A 25,028-nucleotide genomic window follows, 5' to 3' on the forward strand; every position below is an offset into this window, starting at 1 on the left:
TTACTCTGACTTGGCTGGAGCTTGCGAGACGCGGACTTGCGGGATCTGGGCTTGCGCGATCTGGGCCGGGGATGCCGGGGTCTGGACCAGGTTCCGGACGAGGGCTGCGGTATCGACGGGGGCGGGCGCCTCGTCGCGCTTGAGCGAGGAGGTCTGCTCGACCGCAGCCGGCATCGGCGCGGCCTGGCTGGCGCCCTGGACCGTCACCTGCCCGCGGCCTGTGACGACGCCGCTCAGCGTGCGCTTGGTCTGCAGGTTGAGCACGCTGATGGTGTCGCCCTCGGCGCCGCTCTCGATCGCCTTGCCGCGCGTGGTGAGATAGATTCCGGGAACCTGGTAAATGACGGTGACGTTCTGGTCGCGTTGCACGAAATCGGGCTTGACGATGTCGGCGACGCGGATCGGCGTTCCCGCCCGCATCGGCCGGCGAAGCTGCATGCCGAGCGTGCGATCGCGCGAGGCGGCCTCACCGGTGACCTCGGCCTTCGGCCGGCGTTCCATGGCGACGTCGGAGGACTTCAGGAGATCGACGCGATCGATGTCGCGCGTCAGCACGGCCACTTCCACCGTCTCGATCGCGGTGCCGGTGAAACGCAGCTTGGTCGGCGCCGGATTGTTGTCGTTGTTGATCTCGAAGGCGATGTCGAAACGGCCGCTGCGGGGGTCGTAGCGGGTTGCGACCGGCTGCAGCGCGCCGGTGTTGGAGGCATCCAACCGCATGTCGGCGATGCCGCGGTCGAACGTGACGGTGATGTTGGCGGCATCGCCAAGCCCGAAGCGGCGCTCGAGCGCCGTGGCGACCGCGGTTTCGAGGTCCTTGTTCGCCAGCGTGCGGGCGAGACGGGTGACCTGGACCTCCTTGATGTCGCCGGTCATCACGCCGATCACCTGCTTTGCGCGCAACACCGCCAGCACTTGCGCGACCGGCAGCGCACCGGTGGTGCCGAGATCGGGTGAGCGGTAGAGCGGGATCAGCGCGGCCGAGCCGGCATTGTCGATGAGATCGCCGACCCGCACCACGTCCGAGGTCACGGTGATGCTCGCGCGCAACGTCGGCGTCGCGATGAAATCGTCGGCGGCCCGTGCGGGCAGCGCCAGCACGAGGAGAGCGGAGATCGTGGCGAGGGTGGTGCGGATCATTGTCATCACCTCAGCGGAACAGCGCCGTGGTCGACTGCATCATCTGGTCGGCGGCGCTGATCACCTTGGCGTTCATCTCGTAGGCACGCTGGGCGGCGATCAGGTCGCTCATTTCCGAGACGACGTCGACATTGGCCTGCTCGAGGCTGCTCTGGGTGATGTTGCCGAAACCCTCGGAACTCGCGGTACCGTCCTGCGGCGGGCCGGAGGAGGGCGTCTCCGTGAACTGATTGCTGCCGACGGGCTGGAGGCCCGCTTTGTTAATGAATCGGGTCAGGCCGATCTGGCCCTGGACGGCCGAGGTCGACGAACCCGGCAGCGTCACCGAGACCTGGCCCTGCACGTTGATGGTGAGGCCCGAGGCGTTGTTCGGGATCGTGATCGTCGGTTGCACCGGGTTGCCCTGCGCGGTGACGATGCGCCCCTGATTGTCCATCTGGAAGGTGCCGTCGCGGGTGTACTGGTAGCTGCCGTCGGGCATCAGGATCTTGAAGAACCCTTCGCCCGTGATGGCCATGTCGAGGTCGTTGCCGGTCTGCGACAGCGTGCCCTGGGTCATGCTGCGCGGCGTGCCGACGGTCTTGACGCCGCCGCCGATGTCAACGCCGACCGGCAGGATGGTGCCCTGGTCGGATGACTGGGCGCCGACGCGGCGGACGTGTTCGTAGATCAGGTCCTGGAACGCCGCGGTCTGCTTCTTGAAGCCGGTGGTGCGCAGGTTCGCGATGTTGTTGGAGATCACCTGAACGTTGAGTTCCTGTGCCGCCATTCCGGTTGCTGCGGTGTGAAGCGCCTGCATGTCAGTTCTCCCTCAATCAGGCCGGAACGTCGGCGAGCTTCTCGATCGCCGATTTGTGCATGTCACTCTGCTGCTGGAGCAGGTTGGCGATGGCGGTGTAGCTGCGCATGACTTCGACCATGCGGCTCATCTCACCGACCGAGTTCACGTTCGACTTCTCGACATATCCCTGCTGCACGGTCGACTTGGTGTCGGCCTGCGGGACCGCGGAGCCGATGTTGTAAAGGTTGGCGCCGAGCTTGGTCAGCTTGGCCGGATCGTCGAACGAGGCCATCCGGATCTTGCCGCGGATCGAATCGTTCTTGGCCGTGCCCTCGAGCACCGTGACGGTGCCGTCGGGCGCGACGTTGATGTCGTGGTCGGTCGGCTGGAAGGTGATCGGGCCGCCGGTGCCCAGCACGAGGTTGCCGTCGGAGGTGACGAGCTGGCCGGTGCTGTTGAGCGAGAACTTGCCGTCGCGGGTGTAGCGCTCGGCGCCATTGGCCTGAACCGCGAAATAGGCGTTGCCGCTGATCGCCATGTCGAGCGGATTCTTGGTCGGCTCCATCGGCCCCTGGCCGACGTCGCGGAAGGTGCCGCGGTCCTGCACATAGGAGACCCGGCGGTCGGAGCCGACGAAATTGTCCTCACGCGCGTTCGAGTTGAGGTACTCCTCGAACAGCGAATGATCGGCCTTGAAGCCGTTGGTGTTGGCGTTGGCGACGTTGTTGGCGATGACATCCATCTGCCGTTCCAACGTCATCTGTCGTGACAAGCCGATCAGAAGCGCGTTCTGCATCGGAAATCTCCCCTGAGTGAGATCTGCCAGCTCGCTCTCCCAAGCGCATTGGCCAATCCCGTGAACGAGACCGCGGGTTCTCCCAAACCTTGGGTCTCGGTCCTTTCTCAGCGAAAGTCGTGCCAAGCTGGAAATCTTTGCAAACTCAACGGTTTGTCTATTTTTCGAGGGTGCGGGGAGGCGGCAGAAAGGGTCTGTTAGCCATGTTTGCCCGGCAGATTTTTCCTAGCGAAGGCCCAATCGAAAGGTTCCGTTAACCATTATTACCGTAGCGTTTGCGGGTAAGAGGAGCACTGCGCTGGGGCATTTGTATCGCGTCACTGTCTGCCAGGAGCTTCGCTCTTTCGACCCCTTTGAGAGATGAGCGAGCGCGGCGATCATGGCAGAGAATGAAGCGGAAGGCGGCGCAGGCGCGGAAGCCGCTCCGCCCAAGAACAAGTTCAAGCTGATGATCATGGCGGTAGGCCTGCTCGCCGTTCTCGGCGGCGGCGCCGCGACCTGGTTCTTCTTTTTCCGTCACGGCGACGACGAGCATCACGCCGAGGCGGCGCCCCCGCCGAAGCCGCCGTCTTTCGTCGAGGTTCCCGACATCATGGTCAACCTCGCCGGCGCGCCGGGCGAGCGCGTCCAATATCTGAAGCTCAAGATCGTGCTGGAGCTGAAGGAAGAGAAGCAGGTCGAGGCGATCAAGCCGACGATGCCGCGCATCACCGACATCTTCCAGACCTATGCGCGCGAACTCCGCTCCTCCGATCTCAACGGTTCCGCCGGCATCTTCCGGCTCAAGGAAGAGCTGACCAAGCGGGTCAACGCGGCGGTCGCTCCGGTCCAGGTCAGCGCGGTGCTGTTCAAGGAAGTCGTGATCCAGTGAGCATGACGGGCTAGGGATCATGGCAGGCACCGACCAACCAGACCAGGATGCAATTGCCGCCCAATGGGAGGCCTCGCTCGATTCCGAGGATCCCGCCGAGGCCGCGAAGGCTGCTGCCGAAAACGAACTATCCGAGACCATGGCCCTGCAATGGGCGGCCATGGTCGAGGATGGCAGCCGCGATCTCGGCGCCGGCAAGAATTCCGGCGAACGGGTGCTGTCGCAGGAGGAGATCGACAACCTCCTCGGGTTCGCCGTCGGCGACGTCACGCTCGACGATCACTCCGGCATTCGCGCCATCATCGATTCGGCGATGGTCTCCTACGAGCGTCTGCCGATGCTCGAAATCGTCTTCGACCGCCTGGTGCGGTTGCTGACGACCTCCTTGCGCAATTTCACCTCCGACAATGTCGAAGTCTCGCTCGACCGCATCACCTCGGTGCGCTTCGGCGACTACATGAACTCGATCCCGCTGCCCGCCGTCCTCACCGTCTTCAAGGCCGAAGAGTGGGACAATTTCGGCATGGCCGTGGTCGATTCCAGCCTGATCTACTCGATGATCGATGTGCTGCTCGGCGGCCGCCGCGGCTCGAGCCAGCTCCGCATCGAGGGCCGGCCCTACACCACGATCGAGACGGAATTGGTCAAGCGGCTGGTCGAAGTCGTCATGGCCGATGCCGAACAGGCGTTCCGGCCGCTGTCGCCGGTGACCTTCACCATCGACCGGCTCGAGACCAACCCGCGTTTCGCCGCGATCAGCCGTCCTGCCAACGCCGCGATCCTGGTGCGCCTGCGCATCGACATGGAAGATCGCGGCGGCAACATCGAGCTGTTGCTGCCTTACGCGACCATCGAGCCGATCCGGGGCGTCCTGCTCCAGATGTTCATGGGCGAAAAGTTCGGCCGCGACCAGATCTGGGAAGGCCATTTCGCCACCGAGATCGTGCAGGCCGAAATCTCCGTCGACGCCGTGCTCTACGAAGCCGACATTCCGCTTAAGCAGCTGATGCGGCTGAAGGTTGGCGACACGCTGCCGCTGGACATGCGTGCGGATGCCAACGTCACCGTTCGCTGCGGCGACGTCACGATCACCGAAGGACGCATGGGCCGGGTCGGCGACCGCGTCGCGATACGGGTGACGAAACCCTTGCGCAAGCCAAGTACGACACTTGCGATGTTCGAAAAGGTCGACGAGCAGAACAAGATGATGGAGGCCCCATGAACCACTCCCTAGGAATGGCGATCGAGACGCTGGTGGCTATCCTGCTGATGCTGACCATCGTCTACTGCGTCACGCTCAACAAGCGACTGACGCGGCTGAAGGCGGACGAGCATTCGCTGAAGGCGGTCATCGGCGAGCTGATCACCGCAACCGAGATCGCCGAGCGCGCGATCGGCGGGCTGAAGCTCGCCGTGCGCGACGTCAACGAGAACCTCGGCAGCCAGCTCGCGTCGGCGACCCAGATGTCCGAGCAGCTCTACAAGCAGCTCGGCGAAGCCGACAACGTGGTGCGGCGCCTGTCCAAGATCGCAATCGCCGCGCGCCCCGTGACGAACCCGGAAATGGTCGCAGCGCCCGCAGCCAAGCCCTCGTCGGCGAAGGCGGTGGCGGCTGCGGCCGAAGCCTTCTCCGAGCGCCGACGCTCCAACGGTCTTGCCGCATAAAGTCAGGGTATGAAGTCTTTTCGCAACATCCGCGTCATTCCGATCGTGCTGGTTGCCGTCGCTGGCCTCGCCACGCTGAAGGTCACGGGTCTTGTGATCAATGGCGGCTATGTCTTCGACTACAAGTCGGGCCCGACCAAGAAATCCTGGGCGCAGGAGAATCTGAACTTCCCGGCCAGCCGCGAGGATCCCGATATCACCGGCTCGACCCATGGCGCGCCGAAGGAGGCGCCGAAGCCGGCCGCACCCGACACCAAGTCCGAAGGCGCCACGGTCAAGGAGGAAGCCCAGCCGCAGATCTCCGCCTCGGAGCGCGCGATCCTGGAACGCTTGCAGTCGCGCCGCCAGGAGATCGAGGCCCGGCAGCGTGAGATCGACATCCGCGAGAGCCTGTTGAAATCCGCCGAGAAGCGCATCGAAAACAAGGTCGAGGAGATGAAGGCGGTGGAAACCCGTATCTCCGCGACGCAGGCCGAGCAGAAGGCCGCCGAAGCCCAGCGCATGAAGGGCCTCCTGACCATGTATGAGGGCATGAAGCCCAAGGACGCCGCGCGGGTCTTTGACCGGCTCGAGATGGGCGTGCTGATCGAGATCGCCTCGCAGATCGCGCCGCGAAAAATGTCGGACATCATGGGACTGATGTCCCCGGAGGCCGCCGAGCGGCTGACGGTCGAGATGGCCCGTCGGGCCAATGGCGGCGGCGATCAGTCCGCCTCGGCCGGCGAGCTGCCCAAGATCGACGGCAAGCCGACGCAAAAGCCGAATTGAGGGCTCAAGTCGAAGCGTGCTTCGGCAACCCGCGCGCTATTCCGCGGTGCTTCAGCGAGGCCGAGCGAGAGGCTCGCGTGTCTAGTTCACGAGCGCCGGTTGCACCCTGCGGCCAGCGAGGCGCAACTGCTTCTCCCCACGAGGAAGAATCCGAGACTGCTGCTTGGTCAGCGCGGCCTTCGTGATACGAGTCACGACCTGTGTCGCCGCCGCCCGCGATGGTTTCGCCCCCCGGCGTTCCATACACGTTGGGGGGATCCGAGATCACGACAGATCCGGTGGCCAAGTAATCAAAATCGTTGGGGTCTGCGTCACTGGCGCCATGGATGGCGATGGTCACCACCTGCGTCGTACCATCGATGGCAGTGACCGCGAAGGTGTCGGTCAACGTGTCGCCGACCTCAAGCGACTGAACCACACTATTGTTGTTGTCGAGGGTGTAAGTCCATACGCCGGCTGCCGTCATGGCGAAGGTGCCGTAGCCGTCGTCGCTCGCGGTAGCCGAAGAGACCGCGGTAAAGGTGTTCGGCGGGTTGTCGACGTCTGTATCGGTGAGCGTGCCGGTCGCGAGGGGAAGCCCGGGCGAGAAAGTGCCTGCCTCGGTCACTGAGCCGGTCGTAGTGCCGGAAATGACGGCCGCGTCGTTGGTGCCTTGGATGGTGATCGTCACCACCTGCGGCGTTCCATCGAGGGTTGTTACAGTGAAACTGTCGATGAGTGTGCCGCCGACATTGAGCGCCTGTACCGCGCCGTTGGCGTTGTCGAGCGTGTAGGTCCACACGCCGGCGGCGCTTATCGCAAAAGTGCCATAACCGCTCGTGCTTGCCTTGGGCGAACTTACGGGTGTGAAAGTATTGGACGTATTGTCAACGTCGGCGGCAACGAGCGTGCCCGTTGCGCTCGGCGTGCCTGGTGTCGCGTTGGCAACGCCTCCGGCCTCGGTCAGCGAGCCGGCCGTGGCGCCGGAAATGATGGCGGCATCGTTGCTGCCGTCAGTTCCGTCCAGAGTGGTCACTGTGAACGTATCGATCAGTGTCTCGCCGGCATTGAGCGCCTGCACTGCAGGGTTGGCGTTGTCGAGGGTATAGGTCCACACGCCCGCCGCCGTCATGGTGAAGGCGCCGTAGCCGGCCGCGCTCGCCGTTGCCGTGCCGACTGCCGTGAAAACATTTGCGGTCGTGTCGACATCAGTGTCGGTGAGCGTGCCGGTCGCGGTGGAGGTGCCGGGGTTTGCATTGGCGATGCCGCCAGCCTCGATCACAGCACCGGTTGCCGCGCCGGAGATGATCGCCGCGTCACTGGCGCCGTGGATCGTGATCGTCACCACTTGGGCCGTGCCTCCGATCGTGGTCACCGTAAAGCTGTCGGTCAGCGTCTCGCCGGAATCGAGCGCTTGCACTGTGCTATTGGTGTTGTCGAGCGTGTAGGTCCACACGCCGGCTGCGGTCATCGTGAAGGTGCCATAGCCACTGGCGCTCGTTGCTGGCGAACTCACTGCCTTAAAGGTATTGGGCGGATCGTCGACGTCAGTGTCGGTGAGGGTGCCGCTCGCAATCGGCGTGCCGGCTGTTCCGTTGGTGATGCCGCCAGCCTCGACAACTGAGCCGGTCGTGGTTCCGGAGATGAATGCGGTGTCGTTGACGCCGTTAATGGCGATCGTGAAGGTCTGGCTGACAGAGGCGGATCCGTCGGAAACAGTCACCACGAAGCTCTCGGTCGTGGGCGCCGTCAGCGCGTTGATCGCGGCGCTGTTGGGCACGAACGTATAGGCGCCGCTCGCGCTGTTGACGTAGAGCGTCCCGTAGGGATCTGTCTTCGACAGATCGTATGTCACTCCGCCGATGACCGTGTTGCCGGCGCTCGCCCCGATGACGCCGAAGGTCAGCTTGGCATCACTATTGTTGCTGCTCGCGGTGAACGTCCCGCTCGTCGCCGTGAATGTGTCAAACACCACGGTATCGAGTTCGGCCGGGCCGGCTCCGATGCTCAGCGTCGGCGGTGCATGTATGATCAGGGGCACAGGGATGATGAACGGCGGGGCATGCGCAAGCGGATCTTGCAGTGCGGGAGCCTCGGGCGGAATGAAATTGATCGGCTGTAGCGGCTGGGATTTGACGAAGGGGGGTGTGCCCGACCCGTGGGGTCCTTGCCCTTGAAGATTGGCGAGCGCGTCCTGTTGCGCGGCCCTCAACTCCTCCATGTGAGCAGCAGTGTTCGTGACCTGGTTTACGCTGACCGAGGACCCCACCTTTTTGAGCACGATCGTCTCGCCGGGATCCTCGACGATGATGTGCCGTGGGATCGGCTCCTTCGTCACGAGCTCGAATGCGCCGTGGGCAAGGTCCTTGTAAGTGATGGAATCGTCATCCAGAATTGTCACATCCGGGTCCGCGGCCTCGCCATTTTTAGCGGCGGAGAAAGTCAAGGCTGCAAGCGTCAGGATCCCGAAACCGCCCGCGTGGCCCCGGGCGCGAATGCCTGCAACTGGCGTATTCAGCCGGAGCGACCCGGCTTCTGCCAGCCGGCCTGGCACGAAACCGAAGCTCCCTCGGCTCACGTCGAGCAAGGCCGAATGTGATATGCCTTCGGCTTCAAAGACAAATTCGCTCAGAGCGACGTGAGTGCCGCAGGCCAGGTTGAAAAGAGTACCGTCGATGAAGCGAATTGTAATCTGTCCGTCGGCACCGGTTTCTATCACGTCAGCCCGGTCGACCGGCGCACCAGCTACGGCTTGTGTGGCGACGCCGCTGGCTCGCCTGAGCGTACCGCAACCGATCACTGTATGAATGTGGCCGATGATTGGGACGGACAGGGCTATGGCGGCCTCGTTCCCAACCTGGATGCCGGACGCAACTGACATGGCTCGACCTCGCTTGGGTGATCGATTCAGGCTCGGCGCGCTGCCATGGTCTTGCTCGGCTCCGTCCTCGCCTAGGGACAACAAATATCCTGGGCGCCAGCAGCCGAAGGCTTGCCCGCCGAACTAATCAAGTCTGCTCTAGAGAGAGGCGCATTGCGCAGCGAACAGCGACGCGTGCTTCCGATCCCCGCCGTGCCTGCCCTCCCGTCAAAAGTGATTAAATTTTCAAACGCGGAGCATTTAATTTGTGGCGTTTCCGTAACCCTGGAGATAAATTAAAACGATAAAACAAGTTAAACAAGAATTATATATTATATTTTGTGGCAGCTAGGCTTCGCGGTTCAAAAAATGGGCCGACGACAGCGACAAGATCTTCTCAGAAAGGGTGGATCATGCGCAGATCTATGATAGCCGCATTGGCGACCAGCTTTGTTTTGGCGCTTGTCAGTTTCCTGCCGAGTGCGGCTCGAGCGCAAATCGATTCCGCCAAGCCCGCCGTCGTTAGCTCGTCATCGAAACCCATTGGTAAGGTAGTGGCGGCCACAGGCTCGGTCTCGATCGAGCATGCGGGCGCAGTGATCGTTCAGGCGAATGTCTCGGGTGAGCCCGGCCAGGCCAACACGGGTGATCCCGTATATCTCGGTGACGTGGTGCGGACCGGAGCCGACGGCCGAATCGGCATCAACTTTACGGACGGCACCTCGTTCAATCTGTCGAGCAATGCCCGTATGGTGTTGGATCATTATGTGTACGAGCCGGACGGCAAGTCTAATGCGACGCTGTTCAATCTCACTAGGGGAACGTTCACGTTTGTCGCTGGCAGTGTCGCAAAGACCGGCGACATGAAGGTCGATACTCCCGTCGCCACGCTAGGAATCCGAGGCACGACGCCGCATATCGAGATTTCGGATGACGGGTCAGTCAAATTCTCGACCCTGATCGAAGAGGGCAAAAGCAAGCTCCTGAAGAAGCCGCCGGCATCCGCAGCAGCGGAGCCCGATCGAAGCAGCAACCGCAGACTCAACATCTGTCGGGGATGTTGAGAACTTTGCTCGTTCCGAAGCGCCGTGATACCCGCAATGCCGGTCGGGCAGAGAGCCCCAGGGTTAGCCCTTCGTTCAAGCAGTCAGACGCTTGGTTTGAAAATGATCGCAAGAGCCAGTGTCATCAAGACAGTGATGCTCATTTTCGTCATTGAGCTGTCCGGTCCGTCGGCTTTAGCGCAGAAGCCGAAGAAGGTCAGTTCCCTCAAGAATGTTGAACTGTGTAACGGCTCAGATCGCGTATTGCCCGAAGCTCGGATCGATGGCTGCACGGCGTTCATCGATGCGGGCGAGGGGACGGCGAACGGCTTCGCTGTCGCTCACAACAACAGGGGCAATGCCTACAGCGCCAAAACCGACTATGAACGCGCGATCAGTGATTTGGTTGAAGCGACCAGGCTCAATCCAGATTATGCGAAAGCTTTCAACAACCTCGGCGTGGCTTATCTGAGGAAAGGCGCGCACGACCTGGCCCTTGTCGCTTTTGGGGAGGCGCTCAAGCTCAACCCAAACTATGGCGCTGCTTTTGCCAACCGTGCGGCAGCCTACCTGAAGAGGAATGCGTACGACCGTGCAACGCAGGACTATGATGAAGCAATTCGCCTGGATCCGAATCTGGAGGCGGTGTGGAGCGGACGCTGTTGGGCCCGAGCCGTCCTCGGCGCCTTGCGGGCCGCGCTGGAAGACTGCGATAGGGCGCTTGAATCGGGATCAAACAACGCCGCAACATACGATTCGCGAGCTCTGATAAACCTGAAAATGGGGCAATTCTCCGCGGCTATCGACGACTACAATTTTGCGCTGCGGTTCGCGCCCAAGCTGGCACATGCGCTCTATGGCCGCGGAGTTGCCAGACTTAAGCTCGGCGACAGAGCTGGCGGCGATAGCGATATTAGCGCGGCAAGAAGAATCGACGCTGGAATTGGCGAGGACTTTGCCCGCTATGGAGTGCCCTCTAACGATTGACAAATCGCGGCGGCGCTGTTGCGTGGGTGTTAACAACTCCTTAACCGCCTGCGTCTCAACTCCAAAGCTGGGGGCCGACCACGCTCGATCCGGCAGGGCGTGCGGCCCCAATCAAAATATAGCATTAACAAGTCCTTAATTGGCGAGACCTACAGTCAATGGCACCGGCCGGCGCGATGGCCGGCTTGGATTGTCAGACCGGAAGAAATGCTGCCAATGGCGCAGAAGGCTGCCGATGGATTGTGGTCGCGAGCCCGCGCTTTGGCGCAGGGCCTGTCGCGTCATGTCTGCGCGGCGCCGCTGCTGGCAGCCGGCCTGCTGATCGGCTTCACGGCGCCTGTCCCGGCGGCCGATGCTATCCGGGGCGAGGCGACTTTCTCGGCCGGCGGCGGCTTTGCCCGTCTCGTGATCAAGCTCGGAGAGGACGTCCCCTCCGAGGTGACGACGGCCGGCTCCATTCTCGTCATCCGTTTCGACCGGCCGGTCGACGTTCCCGTCGACCGCGTCCCGGAAGGCGCGCCCGACTACGTCAACTCCGCCCGCCGCGATCCCGATGGCGGCGCCATCCGCCTGTCGCTGGCGCGGCGCGTCACCGTCAACACCATGAATGCTGGCGAACGCACCTTTATCGACCTCCTGCCGGAGGGATGGAAGGGGCCGCCGCCGAGCCTGCCGATGGACGTGGTCAAGGAACTCGCCGAGCGCGCGCGCGTCGCCGAACGCGCACTGCGCGCCCAGCGCGCCGCGGCGGAGAGCAAGAAGCGTCCGCAGATCCGCGTGCGCGCCTCGGTGCAGCCGACCTTCGTCCGCTTCGTGTTCGAGATGCCGGACGGCGTCGGTGTGTCCTCCGTGCTCAACGAGCAGAAGCTCACGCTCGCCTTCAACGCCAACCTGAATTTCGATCTGGCGGACGCGGTCGTCGCAGCGCCGCCGAACGTCGCCTCGATCAAGCAGAAAGCCGACATCGACCAGACCAGTGTCGAGATCGCGCTGATCGGCGATTCCGACGTGCATTCGTTCCGCGACGAGAAGAACTACGTCGTCGACATCTCCTTCCAGCCGGACAAGGGCAAGATGGCCAATTCGGCCGAGGCTGCGATCGCGCAGGCCAAGCCCGCCGCTCATGGCCCGGCGCCTGCGCCCGAGAAGCCGGCGGTCGAGAAGCCGAAGGAGGCGCAGCGCGAGATCGCGCCACCGACGTCCGAGACGATCGCGCGCGAAGCCAGGATCGACGTCAAGCCCGAGGTGAAGGCGGAAGCACCCGCCGCCATGCAGCCTGCTGAAGCGCCGAAGCCGATGCCGGCTCCTGCGTCCGAAGCCGCGCACGCTGCGCAAGCGCTCAAGGAAGCGCCCAAGGAAGTTTCAAAGACTGTCGCGCCAGTTGCAGAAACTGCGGTCGCGCCTGCAAAGCCGGTTATGGCCGAAGCGCCTCAAGAGGCCGTGAAGGAAGCTGCCAAGGAGCCCGTCAAGGAGCCGGTCAAGGCCGCGCCAGCAGAGGCGCCCGCCGCGCCGCAGCCGATTGGTGCCAGCGTCGATGTCCGTCGCGACAGCGACGGCCTGCGCGTGAGCTTCCCGCTTCAGGTCGCAACGCCTGCGGCGGCGTTCCGCCGTGGCGACACCGTCTGGCTGGTGTTCGATACGGCGAAGCCGATCGACGTCGAGGCAATCCGCACCAGGGGCGGTGCGATGATCGGCGAGGTCGGCCGCGTCCCGCTCGAGAAGGGACAGGCGGTGCGCATCCGTCTCACCCGGCCGCTGGTCTATTCGCTGACGAGCGAGGAGGTCGGCAAGCAAACCAACTGGCTCTTGACCCTCGCCGACAAAATCCAGGCGACGCCGCTGCCGCTGATGATCTCGCGCAACATCACCGACCCAGCGCTCGCCAACATCGCGATCCCCTTCGCCAATCCGGGGCTCCTGCACAAGCTCACCGATCCCGATGCAGGCGACACGCTTTATGTCGTCACCGCGCAACGGCCGGTGCGCGGCTTCATCAAGCGGCAGGACCTCGTCGATCTCGCGCTGCTGGAATCCGCGCATGGCATCGCGATCCGACCGAATTCCGATGAGGTCGGCGTCGAGGTCGGGGCCGACAAGGTCATCCTCGGCAAGAAGGGCGGGCTGACGCTGTCGCCGGTCGACATCTCGGCCGAGCGCGCGCCGACCGCAGTGCGGCCGGTCTTCAGCCCCGAAGGCTGGCGCAAGGGCCAGTCGGAAAATTTCATCGCGCGCCAGAGCGAGCTGATCACCGCGATCTCCAACGTCGAACCGGCGATGCGTTCGCTGCCGCGGCTCGACCTCGCGCAATTCTACATGTCGCGCGCGATGTATCACGAGGCCAAGGCCGTCACCGAATTGATGCTGGCCGATCCCCTCAACAAGGAGGAGAGCGGTGCGCTGATCATGCATGCGATCGCGAGCATCCTGATCGGCCGGCCGGCACAGGGCCTGAAGGACCTCGCCAATCCCGTGATCGGCAACAGCCACGATTCCCAGCTCTGGAAGGCGCTCGCCTATGCGCGCCAAGGCAAATGGGCGGACGCGCGCGAGAAGTTCAAGAACGTCGAATTCGCCATCGCCTCGCTGCCGCTCGACATCCAGCGCATCGTGACGATGGAGGCGATGCGCGCTTCGCTCGAGGTGAAGGACTATGCCGGCGCCTCCAAGCGCCGCAGCGAGCTCGAGGTGGTCGGCGTCTCGCCCGAGGCCGCGCCCGGCTTCGCCGTGCTGCGCGGCCGGCTCGCCGAGGCGCTCGGCCACGACAAGGACGCGCTCGACGACTACAAGTTCGCGGTCGGCTCGTCGGACCGGCCGGCTGCGGCCGAGGCCAAGCAGCTCGAGGTCGCGCTGCGGCAGAAGCGCGACGAGATCGGCAAGGAAGACGCGCTGCGCGAGCTCGAAACGCTCTCGATGACCTGGCGCGGCGATTCGATCGAGGTCAAGACGCTCCAGATGCTGTCGCAGATGTTTGCCGAGAACGGGCGCTACCGGGACGCGCTCACCGCGGCGCGTACCGCGACAAAGCTGCAGCCGAACGCGGAAGCCTCGCGCCAGGCGCAGGACCTTGCCTCCGACCTGTTCACGCAGATCTTCCTGGGGCCCAAGGGCGACGAGCTGCCGCCGATCGAAGCGCTGGGGATGTTCTACGAGTTCCGCGAGCTGACGCCGATCGGCCGCCGCGGCGACGAACTGATCCGGCGCCTCTCCGACCGTCTCGCCTCGATCGATCTGCTCGACCAGGCCGCCGAGCTCCTGCAGTACCAGGTCGACCACCGCCTCGAAGGCGCGGCGCGTGCGCAAGTCGCCGCGCGCCTCTCCATGATCTATCTCGCCAACCGCAGACCCGACATGGCGATCACGGCGTTGCGCGCGAGCCGCATCAGCGACCTCTCAGGCGAGCTCAGGCAGCAACGCCTGCTGCTGGAGGCGCGTGCCCAGAGCGACGTCGGCCGTCACGATCTTGCGCTCGACATCGTCTCCAACGTTACAGGGCGCGAGGTGCTGCGCTTGCGCTCGGACATCTTCTGGGCGGCGCGGCGCTGGCGCGAGTCCGCCGAGCAGATCGAGCTTTATTACGGCGAGCGCTTCCGCGACTTCAAGCCGCTCAATGCGGTGGAGAAAAGCGATATCATCCGCGCCGCCGTCGGTTATGCGCTCGCCGACGACTCGATCGGCATGTCGCGCTTCCGCGAGAAATATGCGCCGCTGATGAGCGAGAGCGCCGATCGGCTCGCCTTCGACATCGCGAGCAAACCGACCGGCGCCTCCAGCGCTGAATTCGCCGATATCGCCAAGCTGGCTGCCAGCGTCGACACGCTCGACGGCTTCCTGCGCGAGATGAAGCAGCGCTTCCCCGACGCCACCGCGCGGGCGCCGGCCTCGCCGCAAGCCAAGGACCAGTCCGACCACACCGGCTCGCTGCCCACGATCCCGGTGGTGCGGCAGATCAAGATGGCGCGGTAAGATCGCTGCTCCTTCTGGGCCTCGCGACTGGCGCCCGTGAGCAAGCTCCTCGAAGTGACGGGCAGGGGCCGAAGCCTATCGCCCAGGGGCGCGTACTCATCAACCCGATCAGCCCCGCGGACCTAGGCCGCGTCCATTCAGTCCTTGAGACCGGACATGGCCCGTTTGCCTTTGTTAGTCGGCTGAGGGCTTCAGGTCCATTGTGAGAAACATATGCTCCGCAAACCGACCTTAGGGCGTAGAAACAGGAAGCAGCTAAGGGCCAGCAAGCGATCTCTTAACGGTCTTAGTTGAGCTTTACCCGCACCTGATAGATTGCCGAGGCCAAGGTCGAGGCAAGCACTAGCACGAGACCAAGCCCGATCATGGGGTTCCTTGCGATCACCGCCGCAAGCGATACCCCCAGCGCCGCGGCCAACATCTGCCAGAAACCCAACAGGGCCGAGGCAGCACCGGCGCGATCGCCGAATGGCGAAAGAGCTTGCGCACTGCAGAGCGGATTGACCATGCCCATGCCTAGCAAGAATACGCATGCGCCGACAAGAAATGGCAAAAAGCGCCCATCGAAAAGCGCGAAAAGCAACACCATGCCGCCGCCGACACAGGCCCGCGCGAGGCCGATGCAAATCGATCGATCAAGGCCAAGGTGCGGAACGATTTTTGTAGCGATAATGCCAGCGCTAAAGACGATCATGACAGTGCCTGCGAAGAACAGGCCGAGTTGCATGGGCGTGAAGTCGAGGCCTTCTATCAAGACACGCGGCAACGCCGAAAACATTGCAAACAGCGCACCTAAGATGAGGCTAACAGTTGCGGCAGGAACCAAGAAACGGCGGTCAGTCGATAGCGACCAGTAATTCTTGGCGATCGTCGAGGAATTGAACTCGGCGCGTGGCGCGTGGTGCGTTTCTCCGAAAGCCGCAAGAAATGCTGAAGCGGCGACGACGGCGAAGATTCCGACGAACACAAATGCTGAACGCCAGCCAAAAAAATGATCCAGCGCGCCACCGACCAGGGGCGAGAATCCGGGCGCCGCTGCCATCGCAACCATAACAAAGGTGAGCACGCGCGCGAGCTTTTCGCCCTGAAAGAGATCTCTTGCGATAGCTCGCGAAAGGACAGACGTGGCACATGCGCCACCGGCCTGCACAACGCGACCCATCAATAGTGCCGCCAAATCATTGGCTAACGCGCACCATATGCTACCTGCGAAAAATACAGCAAACCCGATCATCACGGGTACGCGCCGGCCGAAACGATCCGACAACGGACCGACAACAAGTTGTCCGACCGCGAACATGGCGAGGAATATGGTGATAGCTGACGTTACCTGAGCGCTGGAGACGCCTACCGCGACGGCGATACTCGGTAGCGAAGGCAACAGAATATTGGTGGCCAACGTGCCACTCGCAGACAACGCAGCAAGAACGGCGACCTGAAGACCAAGCGGCACGACTCGAGCGAGCGGACGGTTTTCGACGTTGCTGGTCATAAGCCGCTTCGGATCAATGAATGATAACCATCATATCAAAGGTCCGCTGAATGCGCAATCTGAGCATATTCCGGTATGTCACAAGCCGCCGAACGCGCTCACGGTGGCAGGCTTCCCCCTTGCGCTGGTAAGCTCAAGTACACGCCTACAAGCCTTGGGTCAGAGAGGATGGGGGCGGTGACCGCTCCCCGGGCCCGCTACCCCCCGTAACTCTGCACCAGGCTCCCCGCCACCAACGACCAGCCGTCGACCAGCACGAAGAAGATCAGCTTGAACGGCAGCGAGATGGTCGCGGGCGGCAGCATCATCATGCCCATCGACATCAGCACGGACGCGACGACGAGGTCGATGATCAGGAAGGGAAGGAACAGCAGAAAACCGATCTCGAAAGCACGCTTCAGCTCCGAGATCATGAAAGCGGGGACGAGGATGCGTAAGCCGAGCTCGTCGGGGGTCGCGGGCGGCGGCTCGCCGGAGAGATCCAGGAACAGCTTGAGGTCCTTCTCGCGCACGTTCTTTTGCATGAAGCCGCGCAAGGGGACGGAGGCGCGCTGAAGCGCGTCCTCGACGCCGAGCTGATTGGCGACCAGCGGACGGATGCCTTCGTCGTAGGATTTTTGCAGGACCGGTCCCATCACGAAGAAGGTGAGGAACATCGCCAGCGCGATGATCACCGAGTTCGGCGGGGCGGTCGCTGTGCCCATCGCGGTGCGCAGCAGCGACAGCACGACCACGATGCGCGTGAACGACGTCATCATGATCAGGATCGACGGTGCGATCGACAGCACCGTCAGCAGCGCGATCAGCTGGATCGCGCGCTCGGTGACGCCGCCACCGCCAGCGCCTCCGCCGCCGAGATTGATGCTGATGTCCTGCGCATGCGCCGGCATCGCGAGCGAAGCCGCGCCGATCAGGACAGAAAGAAGAAAAACTCTACGCGGGAGGGCCGGCAGACTCACGAAGACGGCTTCGGACGGCCGAGCAACGAGGCCATCTCGTCTTCGAGATTTTCAAAGCTGGTCTTTTCCGGAGCCGGCTTTGCGGGAGGGGCCGCTGGTGCCGGCGGCTCGCTACGGGCCACACGCGGAGGAGCGGCCGGGGGCTCCGGGGCGACCGGAGGGGCAAGCGTCTCGCCGGCGGGGCGGCGCAGCGCAGCTTCGAGCCGCTGCGCCATCTCGGCGAGATTCTGCTCGGCGCTCGATGGCGCCGCAGGAGCGGGTGCCGGCGGCGGAACGGGCGGAGCCTGCGGCACAGGCGGAGGAGGAGGCGCGGCTACGCGCTCGGCGCGCACTGGAGGCGCTTTCACCGGCTCGCTCTGGCGCGGCGGACGCGGCATCAGCGGGGGTTCGTTGCGCGCAACGCGCGGCGGAATAGGTTCGGGACGCAGCTCGCGCTCGGGGCGCGGCGCGATCGGCTCGGAGCCGAAGCCGGCCAGTGGCGGCTCGTTGCGGCGTTCGGCCAGCCCGGGAGCGGGCCGGCGCACCTCGTCGGCAAAGGAGGGGCGCGCGGGCCGCGGTGGCGGCTCGGGCATTTGCTGCTCGGGATGATCGAGCAGTTCGGGCCGCGGTGCTTCGTCGGCCCAGCTGCTGGAATCATGCATCGGTGCAAGACGCGGCGGCTCGGCGGCATTGGGACGCTGCGGGAGCTGGTCGCGGCCGGGCGCTGCACGCACGATGTTGGGTTCGACGACGATGTCGGTGGGGCCGCCGATCATCAGAAGATGCTCGACATTGTCACGCCGGACCAGCACCAGACGGCGGCGGCCGTCGACCGCGGCGGCATCGATCACGGCGAGCCGGGGCATCCGGCCGCGCTGGGTGTTGGCGCCGAGCCGGCTGGTGGCGAATCGGCGAACCAGCCATGCAGCGACGCCGATCAACGCCAGAACGACGATGAACGCGACGATGAAGGTGATAGGGCTGCCTTGCATACTTGTCCCCGACAAATGGCGCTTTTCTCGGGCCCGTGGTCAGATGCGCCAACCACCGGCTTACGTTGCCCAAACTGCGATTTCTTAACGTCCCACGGCAAGTTTTGCCGTCCCCAACTCTTAATAACCCATGAATCGCTCGATCCAAAACGACTTCTTGGCCTGTGTACGCACCGCCAAGCGGTTGGGTTAATGCCGCTTTTGGAGGCGTAGAATCACGGGGTGGGCGCATTCGTGTCCCGGCGGGGGACAACTGCCTACGACTCCTTAACCAGCTGTTAACGATACAGGCGGCAAATTCTGCCTAGCTTCGGACCATGGGTCCTGCGAGGCGGAAGGAGCCGCAACGATGTCCATCAACGATCTTCCGGTGCTATCGGCGCTTCGCACCAAGATGCAATGGCACCAGGAGCGCCAGCGCGTCCTGTCCGAGAACGTCTCCAATTCCGACACGCCCAAATTCCGGCCGCGCGACCTGGTCGAGCCGAAGCTGGACAAGAGCGGGGCCGTCACGGGTTCGATGGGCCCCCTGACGCTCACCCGCACCAGCGGTTCCCACATGGCGCCGTCAGGCGCGGCTTCCGGATTCGACCAGAACAAGAATGCGGGTTTTGAGACCCGCCCCGCGGGCAACGCCGTCAATCTCGAAGAGGAGATGATGAAGGCCGCCAGCAACCAGATGGATTATGCGGCGGCGACCTCGCTCTATTCGAAGAGCCTGCACCTGCTCAAGACCGCGATCGGCAAAGGCTAGAGCTAGAGGAAGCGCATCATGGCGAATGACAGCAGCGACTTTGCCCGTTCGATGGCGATCGCGACCTCCGGTCTGCGGGCGCAGGCCGGGCGCATGCGGGTGATCTCGGAGAACATCGCAAACGCGGATTCGACCTCACAAAGCGCTGGCGGCGATCCTTACCGGCGCAAGGTGCCGACCTTCTCCTCCGCGCTCGACCGCACACTCGACGCGCAGGTCGTCACCCTCGGCAGGATCAAACCCGACCAGTCCAATTTCCGCACCAAATACGAGCCGAACAATCCGGCGGCGGATGCGACCGGCAACGTCAAATATCCCAACGTGAACTCGGTGGTCGAGATGACCGACATGCGCGACGCGCAGCGGTCCTACGAGGCCAATCTCAACATCATCAGCGCGACGCGCCGGATGATCCAGCGCACCCTCGACATCCTCAAGAGCTGAACAGGACATTTGAACCATGGCAACACCGACAATTGCCGCCAACGCCTATGCAAACCTCGCCCGCGTGCTGGAGAACAGCGGTGCCGGCAAGGGCAGCGAACCGAGCGGGCAGTCCTTCGCCTCTCTTCTGAAAGACACTGTCGGCAGCGTCCTGGAGTCCGGCCGCAAATCCGATGCGCAGACGGTGGCGATGGCCGCCGGCAAGGCCAACGTGATGGACGTGGTGACGGCGGTCGCAGACACCGACGTCGCCGTGTCCACGCTGGTCTCGGTCCGCGACCGCGTGATCGCGGCCTATGAAGACATCATGAAGATGCCGATCTGATTTTCTCGGTCGTCCTTGCGAGCGTAGCGAAGCAATCCAAAATCTTCCGCGGTGGCAGTCTGGATTGCTTCGCTTCGCTCGCAATGACGAGGAGAGCTTCGTGTCGTCCTCACCGAGCGGTGCGGATGAGACTTGAATAAAGGAACTGCGAATGACCGGACCGGAAACCCTCGACGTCGCGCGCGATGCGATCTGGACCATCGTGATCGTGTCGTCGCCACTGATGGTGGTTGGCCTCGTGGTCGGCGTCGTCGTGTCGCTGTTCCAGGCGCTGACGCAGATCCAGGAGCAGACGCTGATCTACGTGCCGAAGATCCTGGCCATCTTTGCCACCATGCTGTTGGCCCTGCCGTTCATGGCCGACGCGCTGCATTCCCACATGCTGCGGATATCGTCGCGAATCATCGGCGGCTGAGGCACAATGCGCCCGTCATGCGCATCGACGTCTCGCTGCTGCCGGCGCTTGCCGCCTCCTTCATGCTCGCCTTTGCCCGGGTCGGCGCGATGGTGATGCTGTTGCCGGGGCTGGGCGAAACCAATATCCCGACACGGATCAAACTGTCGATCGCGCTGCTGCTCACGCTGATCATCCTGCCGCTGCATCGCAACGCCTATCAGGTCGACATGGGCTCCATCGCGCCGCTGCTGGTCCTGATGCTGCATGAGATCGTGATCGGCATCGTGCTAGGGGCGACCGCGCGGGTGACGTTGTCGGCGCTGCAGGTTGCCGGTTCCGTGATTGCACAGCAGATGGGGCTGGGTTTCGTCACCTCGGTCGATCCGACGCAAGGGCAGCAGGGCGTGCTGGTCGGTAACTTCCTGACGATACTGGGGGTCACGCTGCTGTTCGCCACCGACAGCCATCATCTGGTGATCGCGGCACTGAATGACAGCTACACGATCTTCGCGCCGGGCGAGACGGTGTCGAGCGGCGATATCGCCGCGCTGGCGACGCGCGCCTTTGCCGCCGCGTTCCGCCTCGGCTTGCAACTTTCCGGACCCTTCCTGGTGTTCGGCCTCGTCTTCAACATCGGGCTCGGCGTGCTGGCGCGGCTGATGCCGCAGATGCAGGTCTATTTCGTCGGCGTGCCGCTCTCGATCTTCGCCGGCTTCCTGGTGCTCGCCGTCGTGCTCACGGCGATGATGGGCACCTATCTCGACTATTTCATCGGTGTCATGCACCAGATGATGCCACTCAAGTGACCAGGTGATCGATGGCGGAAGACAACGATCCAGAGAGTCAAACAGAAGACCCAACGCAAAAACGTCTCGAAGAGGCGCTCGAACGCGGTGACGTCGCCAAGAGCCAGGAGATCAACACCTGGTTCATGATCGCGGGCGCCACGCTCGTGGTCTCGAGCTTCTCGGCATCGGTCGGCAGCGGGCTGTTGGCGCCGATGCGCAACCTGATCGCCAATTCCTGGATGATCAAGACCGACGGCAGGGCTCTGCTCGCCCTGATGCAGCAGATCGAAGTCGCGGTGCTGGCGGCGATGGGCGTGCCGCTGCTGATGCTGGTGCTGGCGGCAATTGCCGGCAACATGCTGCAGCACCGCCTGGTCTGGTCGGCCGAGTCCCTCAAGCCCAAGTTCAGCAAGCTGTCGCCTGCCGAAGGCCTCAAGCGCATCTTCGGCAAGCAAGCGGCGGCAAACTTCCTCAAGGGTCTCGGCAAGCTGATCGTGCTCGGCGCGGTCATGACCACGATCCTGTGGCCGGAACGGCATCGCATGGAGGCGATGGTCCGGCTCGATCCGGCCGCCATGCTCGGCGCCACCACCAGCCTGACCATTCACCTGCTCGGCGCGGTGGTTGCGGCGCTCGCGATCATCGCCATCGGCGACTACTTCTTCCAGTATCGCAGCTGGTTCCAGCGGCAGAAGATGTCGCTCCAGGAGATCAAGGAAGAGTACAAGCAATCCGAAGGCGATCCGCACATCAAGGGCAAGCTCAGGCAACTGCGCCAGCAGCGCTCCAAGAAGCGCATGATGGCGGCGGTTCCCAAGGCCTCCGTGATCATCACCAACCCGACCCACTATTCGATCGCGCTGTCCTACGAGCGCGGCATGTCTGCGCCGATCTGCGTCGCCAAGGGCGTCGACAACCTCGCTTTCAAGATCCGGGAGATCGCGCGCGAGCACGACATTCCGATCGTCGAGAACGTGCCGCTCGCCCGCGCGCTCTACGCCACCGTGGAGATCGACGAGGAAATCCCGACCGAGCACTACCATGCGGTCGCCGAAGTCATCGGCTACGTCATGCGTCTGAAGAGCGGATTTGGCGCCAGCCGGCAATAAAACCCCTGAAAAGTACTGGAAATGGCCGTAATCTGGGAATCAGCGTACCTTTCGCCCCTGCTGCCCTTGCGCCTGCGGGTCCGATTCAGGCAGGGAGGACCCTGCGCGCCCTGTAGCGCGTTGATTCTCTGCCGACAGGCTGTGCCAGCTTGAGATGACTGCCGAGACCGACCACGACCTCACACGCGAGCCCGTTGCGGCGCACGAGCCGTCGCCGCGCTCGGGCAGCATTGCGCTGGTGCTGCTGGTGGCTGCCGGCCTCGTCGCCGTCGCGGTCGGGCTGATGACGCTCGGGCGCGCGCAGGCCCAGCCCTATATTCTCGGCATCCTCGCCGTGCTGGCGATGGTCGGCCTGTTCAACCTGTTCGCCTTCGCCGCCGGCATCATCCGCTTCGTCGATCGCAATCTCGACGATCCCGTGATGGGGCGCATCGCCGACCACGCCTTCGACGGCCTCGCCGTGACCGACCCGCGCGGCCATGTGGTCTATTCCAATGCGGCCTATCTGACGCTGACCGGCGCCGCCGGCCCGCAGGACGTGCGCCCCGTGGAGCGCGTCTTCATCGGCAACCCCGACGTCTCCGAGGCGGTGTTCCGCCTGTTGAAAGCCGCGCGCGAAGGCAAGCGGCAGCAGGAAGAGGTGCGCATCTCCGGCAATGACGGCAGCCAGGGCCGCTGGCTGCGCATGCGGGTGCGGCCCCTCGGCACCGGCAAGCGCGAGACAAGATACGCAGTGTGGTCGATCGCCGACATCACCCGCGACCGCGAGCGTCAGGAGGACGTGTTCCAGGAACTCCAGCACGCGATCGAATATCTCGATCACGCGCCCTGCGGTTTCTTCTCGGTCAATCCGGCCGGCGAACTCGCTTACGTCAACGCGACGCTGGCGAACTGGCTCGACTACGACCTCGCCGAGATCGGCTCGGGCGGGCTGAAGCTCACCGACATCGTCTCCGGCGATGGCGCTTCGCTGCTCACGGCGATCGTGGCGGTGCCGGGCGAGGTCAAGACGGAAGTCTTCGACATCGACCTGCGCATGCGCACCGGCAAGACCATGCCGGTGCGGCTCTATCACAAGCTCGCCTTCGGCGCCGACGGTGCGCCGGGCCCGTCGCGCACGCTGGTGATCAGCCGCGCCCGCGACGAGCGCAGCGATCCGGACCGCGCCGCTGAAGTGCGCTTCATGCGCTTTTTCGACCATACCCCGATGGCGATCGCCACCGTCGACCGCGGCGGCAACGTCGTGCGCGCCAATGCGCGCTACGCCAAGCTCGGGCAGGCGCTAGGGCTCGATAGCGCCAGCAAGTCGATCTTCCGCGCGGTCAATTCGCGCGACCGGCACCTTTTGATCGCGGCCATCAACCAGGCCGCGGAGGGCCAAGCCGACGTCGCGCCGGTCGAAGTGGCGCTCGAAGGAACCAAAGAGCGCTGGGGCCAGTTCTTCGTCACGCCGGTGGACGCGGCCGAGAACGACGCGGAAGTCGCCATCGTGCACATGCTCGAGACCACCGAGCGGCGCGCGCTGGAGAACCAGATCAACCAGTCGCAGAAGATGGAGACGGTCGGCCAGCTCGCCGGCGGCATCGCCCACGACTTCAACAACGTGCTCTCCGCCATCATGATGGCCAACGACTTCCTGCTGAACGCGCACAAGCCGACCGACCCGTCGTTCCAGGACATCATGCAGATCAAGCAGAACGCAACGCGGGCCGCCACGTTGGTGCGGCAGTTGCTGGCGTTCTCGCGGCGGCAGACGCTGCGGCCGCAGGTGCTCGACCTCGGCGATGCGCTCTCCGATCTCGCCATGCTGCTGCGCCGCCTGATCGGCGAGAAGGTCAAGCACGAGACCATCCACGGCCGCGATCTCTGGCCGGTCAAGGTCGACGTCTCCCAGTTCGAGCAGGTCATCGTCAACCTCGCGGTCAACGCGCGCGACGCCATGCCCGACGGCGGCAAGCTGATCATCCGCACCGCAAACGTCACCACCGAGGAAGCGGCCAGGCTGGCCTACAAGGGCATGCCGGCAGCGGACTACGTGCGGATCGAGGTCGCCGACACCGGTACCGGCATCCCCGCCGATATCCGCGACAAGATCTTCGAGCCGTTCTTCTCGACCAAGGAAGTCGGCAAGGGCACCGGCCTCGGGCTCTCCACTGTCTACGGCATAGTCAAGCAGACCGGCGGATTCATCTACGTGGACTCGGAGCCGGGGCAGGGCACCTCGTTCCACATCTTCCTGCCGCGCCATCATGCCGAGCCGGAGGTGCAGGTCGAGCAGCCGGCGCCGGTCGTTGGCGCCAGCAATGGTGCCGCGAAGGACGCCGGGCTCGCGGCGGACGCCAAGCCCCGCACCGATCTCACCGGACAGGGCACCATCCTCCTGGTCGAGGACGAAGAGGGCCTGCGCGCGCTCAACGCACGCGGTCTGCGCTCTCGCGGCTACACCGTGGTCGAAGCCGAGAACGGCGTCGAGGCGCTGGAGGTGCTGGAAGAACAGAGCGGCGGAATCGATCTCGTCGTGTCCGACGTCGTGATGCCGGAGATGGACGGCCCGACACTGCTCAAGGCGATGCGCGAGAAGAACCCCGACATCAAGTTCATCTTCGTCTCCGGCTACGCCGAAGACGCGTTCGAGAAGAGCCTGCCCGAAGGCCAGCAGTTCGACTTCCTGCCCAAGCCGTTCACGCTCAGCCAGCTTGTTGCGGCCGTGAAGGAGACGATGGCGAAGGCTGGGTGAGGGCCTCAACGGAATGATGACGGCAAAGCGGAATTCCTGTCGCCAAACCGACCGGTAACCCGCGACCGCGGCTCCTTTGCACACCCGGCCAAGCCGCCGCCAAATATGGGCTTTTGCCACATCCCCGCGACTGAGGGCCGCAGCCATAAGTTCCGATAGTGGCTTCCTTTTTACGGAAGGCTGCCCATCTTAGGGACAC

At 63.8% G+C, this 25,028-nt stretch carries 21 protein-coding genes; 14 read left to right on the forward strand and 7 right to left on the reverse strand.

Annotated elements, in window-relative coordinates:
- From flgA to flgF, 3 genes are read right to left on the reverse strand one after another with little or no spacing between them, the layout of a single operon-like run.
- Positions 1-1,140, reverse strand: a complete 1,140-nt coding sequence (flgA, locus tag ABIB66_RS11295; RefSeq protein ID WP_354208433.1) for a flagellar basal body P-ring formation chaperone FlgA — start codon at positions 1,138-1,140, stop codon at positions 1-3.
- Between the two features lie 10 nt (positions 1,141-1,150).
- Positions 1,151-1,939: a flagellar basal-body rod protein FlgG gene (gene flgG, locus ABIB66_RS11300; RefSeq protein ID WP_354208434.1), complete on the reverse strand. Its 789-nt coding sequence runs from the start codon at positions 1,937-1,939 to the stop codon at positions 1,151-1,153.
- Positions 1,940-1,955: 16 nt separating this feature from the next.
- Complete coding sequence (flgF, locus tag ABIB66_RS11305; RefSeq protein WP_247437369.1) at positions 1,956-2,717, reverse strand: flagellar basal-body rod protein FlgF; 762 nt, start codon at positions 2,715-2,717, stop codon at positions 1,956-1,958.
- Positions 2,718-3,096: 379 nt separating this feature from the next.
- On the opposite strand from flgF, the gene fliL reads away from it, so the two are divergent.
- From fliL to ABIB66_RS11325, 4 genes are read left to right on the forward strand one after another with little or no spacing between them, the layout of a single operon-like run.
- Positions 3,097-3,588, forward strand: coding sequence for a flagellar basal body-associated protein FliL (gene fliL, locus ABIB66_RS11310; RefSeq protein ID WP_354208435.1), 492 nt, complete (start codon positions 3,097-3,099; stop codon positions 3,586-3,588).
- A 19-nt stretch (positions 3,589-3,607) separates the two neighbouring features.
- Complete coding sequence (fliM, locus tag ABIB66_RS11315; RefSeq protein ID WP_027567600.1) at positions 3,608-4,810, forward strand: flagellar motor switch protein FliM; 1,203 nt, start codon at positions 3,608-3,610, stop codon at positions 4,808-4,810.
- On the forward strand, positions 4,807-5,253 hold the full coding sequence (locus tag ABIB66_RS11320; protein WP_106944397.1) for a DUF6468 domain-containing protein: 447 nt from the start codon (positions 4,807-4,809) through the stop codon (positions 5,251-5,253). The genes fliM and ABIB66_RS11320 overlap by 4 nt, the downstream gene beginning before the upstream one ends.
- A 9-nt stretch (positions 5,254-5,262) precedes the next feature.
- A complete protein-coding gene (locus ABIB66_RS11325; RefSeq protein ID WP_354208436.1) occupies positions 5,263-6,021 on the forward strand; it encodes a MotE family protein in 759 nt (252 codons plus the stop codon).
- 4 nt (positions 6,022-6,025) lie between these two features.
- On the opposite strand, the gene ABIB66_RS11330 is transcribed toward ABIB66_RS11325, so the two are convergent.
- A complete protein-coding gene (locus tag ABIB66_RS11330) occupies positions 6,026-8,881 on the reverse strand; it encodes a VCBS domain-containing protein (RefSeq protein ID WP_354254848.1) in 2,856 nt (951 codons plus the stop codon).
- A 416-nt stretch (positions 8,882-9,297) separates the two neighbouring features.
- Between ABIB66_RS11330 and ABIB66_RS11335 the strand changes: the two genes are divergently transcribed.
- From ABIB66_RS11335 to ABIB66_RS11345, 3 genes are all read left to right on the forward strand, one after another.
- Positions 9,298-9,924, forward strand: coding sequence for a FecR family protein (locus tag ABIB66_RS11335; RefSeq protein ID WP_354254849.1), 627 nt, complete (start codon positions 9,298-9,300; stop codon positions 9,922-9,924).
- Positions 9,925-10,026: 102 nt separating this feature from the next.
- Positions 10,027-10,890 carry a tetratricopeptide repeat protein gene (locus ABIB66_RS11340; RefSeq protein WP_354254870.1) on the forward strand — a complete coding sequence of 288 codons (864 nt, stop codon included), beginning with the start codon at positions 10,027-10,029 and terminating at the stop codon, positions 10,888-10,890.
- A 216-nt stretch (positions 10,891-11,106) separates the two neighbouring features.
- The gene (locus tag ABIB66_RS11345; RefSeq protein ID WP_354254850.1) at positions 11,107-14,853 is read left to right on the forward strand and encodes a tetratricopeptide repeat protein; all 3,747 of its coding nucleotides are present in this window, start codon (positions 11,107-11,109) and stop codon (positions 14,851-14,853) included.
- Positions 14,854-15,139: 286 nt separating this feature from the next.
- Here the strand turns inward: ABIB66_RS11345 and ABIB66_RS11350 are convergent, their stop codons facing one another.
- From ABIB66_RS11350 to ABIB66_RS11360, 3 genes are all read right to left on the reverse strand, one after another.
- Positions 15,140-16,345 carry a multidrug effflux MFS transporter gene (locus ABIB66_RS11350; RefSeq protein WP_354254851.1) on the reverse strand — a complete coding sequence of 402 codons (1,206 nt, stop codon included), beginning with the start codon at positions 16,343-16,345 and terminating at the stop codon, positions 15,140-15,142.
- Positions 16,346-16,542: 197 nt separating this feature from the next.
- Positions 16,543-17,304, reverse strand: coding sequence for a flagellar type III secretion system pore protein FliP (gene fliP, locus ABIB66_RS11355; protein WP_275170009.1), 762 nt, complete (start codon positions 17,302-17,304; stop codon positions 16,543-16,545).
- Positions 17,301-18,275: a flagellar biosynthetic protein FliO gene (locus tag ABIB66_RS11360; protein ID WP_354208442.1), complete on the reverse strand. Its 975-nt coding sequence runs from the start codon at positions 18,273-18,275 to the stop codon at positions 17,301-17,303. The genes fliP and ABIB66_RS11360 overlap by 4 nt, the downstream gene beginning before the upstream one ends.
- 349 nt (positions 18,276-18,624) lie before the next feature.
- Here ABIB66_RS11360 and flgB point away from each other — a divergent pair, with 349 nt between their 5' ends.
- The 7 genes from flgB to cckA all read left to right on the forward strand — a co-directional run bounded on the left by flgB (position 18,625) and on the right by cckA (position 24,829).
- On the forward strand, positions 18,625-19,029 hold the full coding sequence (flgB, locus tag ABIB66_RS11365; protein ID WP_354058150.1) for a flagellar basal body rod protein FlgB: 405 nt from the start codon (positions 18,625-18,627) through the stop codon (positions 19,027-19,029).
- An 18-nt stretch (positions 19,030-19,047) separates the two neighbouring features.
- The gene (flgC, locus tag ABIB66_RS11370) at positions 19,048-19,473 is read left to right on the forward strand and encodes a flagellar basal body rod protein FlgC (RefSeq protein WP_027567607.1); all 426 of its coding nucleotides are present in this window, start codon (positions 19,048-19,050) and stop codon (positions 19,471-19,473) included.
- Positions 19,474-19,489: 16 nt separating this feature from the next.
- Positions 19,490-19,798: a flagellar hook-basal body complex protein FliE gene (gene fliE, locus ABIB66_RS11375; protein ID WP_007612285.1), complete on the forward strand. Its 309-nt coding sequence runs from the start codon at positions 19,490-19,492 to the stop codon at positions 19,796-19,798.
- Between the two features lie 151 nt (positions 19,799-19,949).
- A complete protein-coding gene (gene fliQ, locus ABIB66_RS11380) occupies positions 19,950-20,213 on the forward strand; it encodes a flagellar biosynthesis protein FliQ (RefSeq protein WP_007612284.1) in 264 nt (87 codons plus the stop codon).
- A gap of 17 nt (positions 20,214-20,230) precedes the next feature.
- A complete protein-coding gene (gene fliR, locus ABIB66_RS11385; protein ID WP_275170013.1) occupies positions 20,231-21,001 on the forward strand; it encodes a flagellar biosynthetic protein FliR in 771 nt (256 codons plus the stop codon).
- 11 nt (positions 21,002-21,012) lie between these two features.
- The gene (gene flhB, locus ABIB66_RS11390; RefSeq protein ID WP_354058153.1) at positions 21,013-22,092 is read left to right on the forward strand and encodes a flagellar biosynthesis protein FlhB; all 1,080 of its coding nucleotides are present in this window, start codon (positions 21,013-21,015) and stop codon (positions 22,090-22,092) included.
- 154 nt (positions 22,093-22,246) lie between these two features.
- A complete protein-coding gene (cckA, locus tag ABIB66_RS11395; protein WP_354208443.1) occupies positions 22,247-24,829 on the forward strand; it encodes a cell cycle histidine kinase CckA in 2,583 nt (860 codons plus the stop codon).
- Positions 24,830-25,028 lie beyond the last annotated feature (199 nt).

The organism is Bradyrhizobium sp. F1.13.3 (assembly GCF_040548265.1).
Taxonomy (GTDB): domain Bacteria; phylum Pseudomonadota; class Alphaproteobacteria; order Rhizobiales; family Xanthobacteraceae; genus Bradyrhizobium.

Bases quoted from the DNA above. Each gene is read 5' to 3' on its own strand.
- ABIB66_RS11360 (WP_354208442.1), bottom strand. From the start codon at position 18,275: ATGCAAGGCAGCCCTATCACCTTCATCGTCGCGTTCATCGTCGTTCTG.
- fliR (WP_275170013.1), top strand. From the start codon at position 20,231: ATGCGCATCGACGTCTCGCTGCTGCCGGCGCTTGCCGCCTCCTTCATG.
- ABIB66_RS11325 (WP_354208436.1), top strand. From the start codon at position 5,263: ATGAAGTCTTTTCGCAACATCCGCGTCATTCCGATCGTGCTGGTTGCC.
- flgA (WP_354208433.1), bottom strand. From the start codon at position 1,140: ATGATCCGCACCACCCTCGCCACGATCTCCGCTCTCCTCGTGCTGGCG.
- flhB (WP_354058153.1), top strand. From the start codon at position 21,013: ATGGCGGAAGACAACGATCCAGAGAGTCAAACAGAAGACCCAACGCAA.
- flgG (WP_354208434.1), bottom strand. From the start codon at position 1,939: ATGCAGGCGCTTCACACCGCAGCAACCGGAATGGCGGCACAGGAACTC.
- ABIB66_RS11340 (WP_354254870.1), top strand. From the start codon at position 10,027: ATGATCGCAAGAGCCAGTGTCATCAAGACAGTGATGCTCATTTTCGTC.
- ABIB66_RS11330 (WP_354254848.1), bottom strand. From the start codon at position 8,881: ATGTCAGTTGCGTCCGGCATCCAGGTTGGGAACGAGGCCGCCATAGCC.
- ABIB66_RS11320 (WP_106944397.1), top strand. From the start codon at position 4,807: ATGAACCACTCCCTAGGAATGGCGATCGAGACGCTGGTGGCTATCCTG.
- flgC (WP_027567607.1), top strand. From the start codon at position 19,048: ATGGCGAATGACAGCAGCGACTTTGCCCGTTCGATGGCGATCGCGACC.
- flgF (WP_247437369.1), bottom strand. From the start codon at position 2,717: ATGCAGAACGCGCTTCTGATCGGCTTGTCACGACAGATGACGTTGGAA.
- cckA (WP_354208443.1), top strand. From the start codon at position 22,247: ATGACTGCCGAGACCGACCACGACCTCACACGCGAGCCCGTTGCGGCG.
- ABIB66_RS11345 (WP_354254850.1), top strand. From the start codon at position 11,107: ATGGCGCAGAAGGCTGCCGATGGATTGTGGTCGCGAGCCCGCGCTTTG.
- flgB (WP_354058150.1), top strand. From the start codon at position 18,625: ATGTCCATCAACGATCTTCCGGTGCTATCGGCGCTTCGCACCAAGATG.
- fliE (WP_007612285.1), top strand. From the start codon at position 19,490: ATGGCAACACCGACAATTGCCGCCAACGCCTATGCAAACCTCGCCCGC.
- fliL (WP_354208435.1), top strand. From the start codon at position 3,097: ATGGCAGAGAATGAAGCGGAAGGCGGCGCAGGCGCGGAAGCCGCTCCG.
- ABIB66_RS11350 (WP_354254851.1), bottom strand. From the start codon at position 16,345: ATGACCAGCAACGTCGAAAACCGTCCGCTCGCTCGAGTCGTGCCGCTT.
- fliM (WP_027567600.1), top strand. From the start codon at position 3,608: ATGGCAGGCACCGACCAACCAGACCAGGATGCAATTGCCGCCCAATGG.
- fliQ (WP_007612284.1), top strand. From the start codon at position 19,950: ATGACCGGACCGGAAACCCTCGACGTCGCGCGCGATGCGATCTGGACC.